Here is a 6425-nt window from a genome sequence, read left to right as displayed (position 1 = left end):
TCAAACCTATGCGAGTCACCCCAGCAGAGCTGGGGGTTTATCAATGTTTAATTAAGGCTGAAAACTACACATTTGCAGCAGAAATTCTTTCTTACCCAATCACGGTAAACAAGCAAGATATGGAAGCTCGCGAGATGAAAGCACAAGCTTACAAAGCATGGGCTGCAGACCAAGTGAACATCAACTGGCGTAACTGGGCGCTTAACGCGGCGGCTGAACTAGAGAACAAACGTGACTTCTCTAACATGATCAGCTTCGCTTCTGTTGACGTGCTTACTGCGCTACCAAGCAAGCAGATCTTCGACATGATGACTTCAACGCTTATCGCAGAAAACTCGTTAGACGTGAACATGATGCTAACGTACAACTTCTCTGATACGAACGAAGCATTCACTATCGAAATCCGTAACGGTATTGCTCAGTTACACGAAGAAGCAGTAAAAGGCGCAGACGTTCAAATCGACACCACTCGTGCAGTACTGAACCAAATCTTGATTGCGGGTCCAAACGCTCAACAAGTGATTGGTAGCAACCTACAGTCTGGTGCATTCAAGTTCTCGAACGGCGACATCAAAGGCTTCGGTCAATTCATGAGCTACTTCGATAAGCCAATGACTCCAGAAGAGATCATGCTAATCGTTCGTTAATTAGATATACACAAGCAAAGGCATGCTAAGGATGGCGAGCCGATAACTTAGGGACCCATTGTGGTCCCTTTATCGTTTATTTATTGGTACAGTTCGCAACCTTCACTCAACAATCTCGATCTATTGTTGAAGTAAGAAAACTGCCCTAGTTCGTTTAAGGTTCACACATGCTAAAACGATTTGCTCTCATTCTTTCACTCACATCTTCCCTAACTTTCGCTTGTGGTCTTCACCAAGATACAGGATTTAGTTTAGTGACAGAGCCCGGTTCACTAGAAGTCTTTGGCAACGTCATCACAGCCAGACAAGACGATGAATTCAACAACCTCAATAAACCGGATCATTTTCGACTCTTTGCCATCAAGGCTGCGCTTGCGAAACCCCACCCAAGCAAAATTGAGTTCAACTTATTCGAAGCAATTAAAGGTCATTACAGCCAAGTTAAACTTGAGAAAGGTGTCGATGTGTCAGGTCGAGATACTTTGCCTACAGAGGAAGATCTATTACTGATTACGGAACTCGATGTGTTCGATGCGCTAGCTACTGGCACCATATCTTGGGATCACGCGACACTAAACGGTTTGGTGATCATCAATGGCCCACAAGATAAACGAGAGCAACTTGAAGATTGGCTTAGTGATATTTTTGAAGGGTAGTTGGAATGAATTTAGTGAGAGAACAACGCCATAATCGAACCAGATACGGCTCGATTATGGGTAATTGAAGAGCAGTTAAATTGAAAAACAGTTACGCAGCTTGAGTCACTATGTTTTTACGCTGATTTTTAGTCATCAAATGATAAACCACAGGCACAAAGTAGAACGAGATAAGCGTGGTTAATACGGTACCGCCCACAATAGCGACCGCAAATGGAGGCCAGAAACCGCCACCAGCAATAATCAACGGCATAAAGCCACCAACGGTTGTGATTGTGGTTGAACTGATATGTCGAGTACAAGACATAACGGCATCAACGACTGCATCAACACTCCCAGAGGAAGCCTCCTTGTCTAGCTTCAATTCGGTCAGAATGACAATGGCCGCGTTGATCGCCAAACCTGCAATGCCGAGCATCGCGATGATCACCGTAAAGCCAAACGGATAACCGAAAGTCCACACCGACAACAACCCTAGCCCACCCGCCAATCCTGCTACCATGAAGATGATGCTACTCATTCGGAACGAGTTGAACGACATCACCACCACCAACACCATCAATACCACCACGACAGCGACATTCGAAATCAGGCTGTTGACTGAATTATCTCGTTCAGCTGATTCACCACCAAAACCAATCGTGTAGCCTGATGGCATCTGATAGTTTTCTAGGCGTTTTTGGAATTCATTGAGCACGGTTTGAGGCAAGACACCCGCTTCAATGTAGCCCTCAATGGTATTCACACGTTGCCCATTTCGGCGGGTTATCGCACCGCGGCTGGTCGTCAATTCCAGTTCTGCCAGAGTCGAAACATTGATCCCCGTTGAGTAGACATCAGAGCTGATTGGCAAACGAATATTGCTTAAGTGAGCCAAGTTTTCACGCGCCTCATCTGCCACACGAACACGGATTGGTACCGACTCACTGCCTTCAATCACAGAGCCACTTTCACGACCTGTCAGCGTAGTTTGCAGCATACCTGCGAACTGGTTCAATGAAATACCATTCAGCTTTGCGGTATCTTCATCGACCTTCAACCACACCTTCGGAGTACCTGGTTGCAGCGTTTCCCTTGTGTGCGTCACATGAGGAACACCCGCCAAAATCAATCGCACATCCTCACCAATCGCTTTCAACGTATCGAGGTTTTCACCATACACTCGCAGTTCAACGGGCGCGGTAAATGGAGGCCCTTGGTTAAGCTTACGTACCAAGATTTGTGCTTCCGGCACCTCTTCATCCAACATCTTTTGCAACTGTGGAATTAGCGCATTGGCTTGGTCAAAGTTCTCTGTTTTCACCATGGCTTGCGAGAAGTACGGCGCGTTATTTTGCCTTGCTTGCAGGTTGTAATAGAAGGATGGGAAGTTTGCGCCCACTAGCCAATCGATACGCTCCACTTCAGGGTAACGATGAATGATATCGTCGATTTTTTCAGAGGTATTTTTGGTGGCGTAAATGCTCGCTTGCGGCGGCATGTAAACCTGAATCTCAAACATGTCTCGGTCTGATGGCGGGAAGAATTGCTCTGTCAGCTGAGACATACTCCAGTAACCGGTAAACGGTACCAATAACACAAGAGCTATAGTGATGATTGGATGCGTCACACCAAAACGGACAGAAGACGAGAACCAACGCGTCAAAGCCGGGATTCTCAAACCCGTCATGTACCAATGGTGCTGCCCTTTCTTGTCGACATCACTGAGTTGTTTCGGCAGTAGCTTGGTCGCTAAGCCTGCGATTAAGGTGTGCGAAATAATGTAAGAGCCGATCAATGAGAAAGAAACGGTAATCGCAATACCACCGACAAATTCACCCGATGCACCCGGCATCAAGATAATCGGGGCAAACGCCAACACGGTAGTTAAGGTTGAGCCTAATAACGGCACCCATAAATGCTTCAACGCATTCATGGTCGCTTCTGCTCGTTGTTGCCCTTTCAAACGATACGCCTGAATGGTATCGACCATCACCACCGCGTTATCAACCATGATCCCGAGCGCCACAATTAGGCCTGTCACCGACATTTGGTTAATCGGCACACCGGTCATTTTCATGATCGACAAGGTCAATAATGAGGTTAACGGCAGAGAAATGGCGACTAAGATCGCGGCACGCACGCCTAAAGTGACAAACAACACAATCAAGATCAGACCGAAACCGATCATCAAGCTTTTGCCTAAATCGTCTAAGCGAGTTTCGGTATAACCTTGCTGATTAAAGAGCACCGTCACCTTAACGTTACTTGGTAACTCTTGCTCAAATTTACCAATCAGAGCATTAGCTCGCGACGTCCAGTTGTCGACTCTCAGATCAGGATGCATTCTTGCCGCGACAATCACACCCGGCTCACCATCAATAATGGCAATCTGGTCTTGTGGGGTTTTCTCACCACGCTTCACAGAAGCAATGTCTTCCATACGGATGATGTGACCATTGCTATCAGTGGCTATTGGCACTTGCTTAATGCGTTCAATAGAATCGAGTTCAGATTTAATTTCTAAGCCAAAGCGAGAATAAGCACTCACTAACTCGCCGGCGGAGTTCTTGGCGTCTGCCCCTTCGAGCGACTCAGCAATATTGGCACTTGAGCGCCCTAACGCCGCTGCATCGGCAGTACGCAAACTGATTTGAATCTCTTCTTGTGGCATCCCGTATTCATCAACGAATTCAGTACCCGACAAAGTTCGTAACCGCTTGGCGAGCTCTTTGGCATAACGGCCCAGAGTTAATCTGTCAGGCTCGCCTGCACCAGACCAAGTTAGAGATGCGATAGTTGTGAAAGCATAGGTATGGTCGCTATCGAGATCGGGAGATTGAGAGCCCGCAGGCAAAATGGATTCGATGTCAGATAACTTGTCGCGAGCTTGAGACCAAACTGGCTCAGGCTCGGTGATGGTGTCATTCAATTCTAAGGTGACAATAGACACGCCCGGTCTTGAGGTTGAGCTCACGAGTTTAACTTCACTCAGCTCACGCAGCTTGTTCTCGATAACTTCTGTTACCAAGGTTTCAACACGTTCGGCACTGGCTCCGGGGAAACTGGTTGTGATGTTCGCGTAACGGTTGATGATTACTGGGTCTTCTGCACGTGGCAACGTCATGAACGCAGAAATACCACTCACCATGAGCAGTGCGGTCATTAAGATAAGCAGTCGAGTGTTGGAAATAGTCTCTATGATTTTCATGCTATTCCCTATTCAGCAGTAACGCTTGCTGGCTTCACGGTTTGTCCGGGAACTAAACGATGTAAGCCACTGGCAATCACTTGTTCACCGTCTTCAATCGCCCCACTCACGTACGCTTGTTGATTGTTGGCAAACAACACCTGAACACTTCGGCGCTCAACTTTGTTGTCTTCACCAATCACAAAGATGTTCCACACACCGCGCAATCCATCAATCAAACCCGTTAATGGCACCCAGTAGCCTTGGTCATCAAGCTGCTCATCAAATTTCAAATAGGCAAGTTGCCCTTCTAACACCGACGATTGTTCAGGAAACAAGTAACGCAAACCGACACTGCGAGACTGTGTGTCGACCATTGCGCCCGGATTCAACAGGCTCACAGCGAATTCATCTCGCCCGACGCGAATACTTGGGGCGGAAAGTGAAGTAACCTTTTTCATTTGATGGGCAGGAATACCGATAAAGGCTTCTTTCCCTTCAGAGGCAAGCAGTGTAAGAGTTGGATTCCCTATATTCACTACATCTCCAAGCGAGACAAAGCGTGTTGCGATGGTCCCTGAATATGGCGCACGAACTGTCGATTTCACCAGCTTCAATTGATTGCCTTTTACCGAGGCATCAATACGCAGCAAGTTCGCCTGCAATACGCGTTGCTCACTGGTTAACGAATCAATCTCAGCTTCGGCACTGAAGCCTTTCGCTTTCAATGAACGTTGACGTTTAAGGTTCGCTGCCACCAAACTCAATTGAGCTTTGACTTCTTCAGCCTGCGCTTTCAGTTGGCTAGACTCGGTTTCCAAAAGTTGGGTATCCAGTCTGATCAACGGCTGACCCGTTGTGACTGTGTCACCGACATCCACCAGAATCTCGTTTACTTTGCCCGCCAGTTCGAAACCTAAATTAGCCTGTTGACCCGCCTTAACCACACCGACATATTCACGTTGTACTGCATAAGAAGGAGACAGCGCCAAGGCCATCGTTTCCACGGTTAAAATAGTTTGGACGCTCGATGCCGTTTCAGCGGTTGAATCAACCGACTCTTGGGCTTGTTCCTTTTCGCCACATCCAACAAGAAAAGCCGACAACGCCACTGCCACTGCGCTTCCCTTCATCAATTTATACATACGTACTGTTCCTATGCGGTACTCAATTATGTTCTTTTTTTAGACTAACCAAATCAAACTAGACTGTCTAGTTTGATTGTGTTAAAAATAAGTTTCATCGTTAATGATTGATAAAACCATCACAAAAAGCATAATGCTTAGCGCAGAACGAAATGCATTGAACTGAGCAACACCAAGCAACGAGAAACAGCACGTGACTAAAATCATCAAGAGTGAACAGAAGAGATCGCAGATCTTAACCGCAGCCAGCCAACTTTTCTCTGAATATGGCTTCAAGATCAATATGGATCAGATAGCCAAAGCAGCGAACGTTTCTAAGCAAACGGTCTACTCTCACTTTAAAAACAAAGACGAACTTTTCGAAACCTGCATGCAAACCAAGTGTGCGGAGCGAGAACTCAGTCCTGCAGCCTTTGATATGGATGCTGCGGTGGGTGATGAGTTGGTGAAGTTTGGTGTGAAGTTTCAGGATTTATTACTTGATGAACAATCTAGACAAACCTTTCAAAATGCCATTAGCCAAGCGAATACGCATCCAGAGATCGCCTCTATCTATTTAGAAACTGGCCCTCAGAAAACCACAAAATTACTCGCTGATTATTTGCAGTCGAAAATAGACTCTGGTGATCTCACACTGTCGACATCAAGCTCGCCAGTCATTGCAGCCAGACAACTGCTGCTTATGTTCCATGGTAAGTCAGCGTATTGGGGATTCTTCGGACACGATAGCGGAGAATCTGAAGAAGAAAGACTTCACTACACTCGCGAGTGTGTCGCGCTATTCTTAAACGGCAATCAGCCTCGTTAA

General features: G+C 46.6%; 5 protein-coding genes. 3 read left to right on the top strand and 2 right to left on the bottom strand.

The window, feature by feature from the left end; genetic code table 11:
• Both AB6C75_RS12975 and AB6C75_RS12970 read left to right on the top strand, forming a co-directional pair.
• A partial coding sequence (locus AB6C75_RS12975; protein ID WP_372107948.1) for an alkyl sulfatase C-terminal domain-containing protein occupies window positions 1-647 on the top strand: 647 nt, incomplete at its 5' end.
• A gap of 167 nt (window positions 648-814) precedes the next feature.
• Window positions 815-1303: a hypothetical protein gene (locus AB6C75_RS12970; protein ID WP_012604429.1), complete on the top strand. Its 489-nt coding sequence runs from the start codon at window positions 815-817 to the stop codon at window positions 1301-1303.
• Between the two features lie 91 nt (window positions 1304-1394).
• Here the strand turns inward: AB6C75_RS12970 and AB6C75_RS12965 are convergent, their stop codons facing one another.
• Together AB6C75_RS12965 and AB6C75_RS12960 are read right to left on the bottom strand one after the other, a co-directional pair.
• On the bottom strand, window positions 1395-4493 hold the full coding sequence (locus AB6C75_RS12965) for an efflux RND transporter permease subunit (RefSeq protein WP_372107947.1): 3099 nt from the start codon (window positions 4491-4493) through the stop codon (window positions 1395-1397).
• 8 nt (window positions 4494-4501) lie between these two features.
• On the bottom strand, window positions 4502-5617 hold the full coding sequence (locus AB6C75_RS12960; protein ID WP_372107946.1) for an efflux RND transporter periplasmic adaptor subunit: 1116 nt from the start codon (window positions 5615-5617) through the stop codon (window positions 4502-4504).
• A gap of 193 nt (window positions 5618-5810) precedes the next feature.
• Here AB6C75_RS12960 and AB6C75_RS12955 point away from each other — a divergent pair, with 193 nt between their 5' ends.
• On the top strand, window positions 5811-6425 hold the full coding sequence (locus AB6C75_RS12955; RefSeq protein ID WP_017078915.1) for a TetR/AcrR family transcriptional regulator: 615 nt from the start codon (window positions 5811-5813) through the stop codon (window positions 6423-6425).

This window comes from Vibrio sp. 10N.237.312.B06, assembly GCF_041464685.1.
Taxonomy (GTDB): Bacteria; Pseudomonadota; Gammaproteobacteria; order Enterobacterales; family Vibrionaceae; genus Vibrio; species Vibrio tasmaniensis_A.
This window is presented reverse-complemented; position numbering and strand designations above follow the sequence as displayed.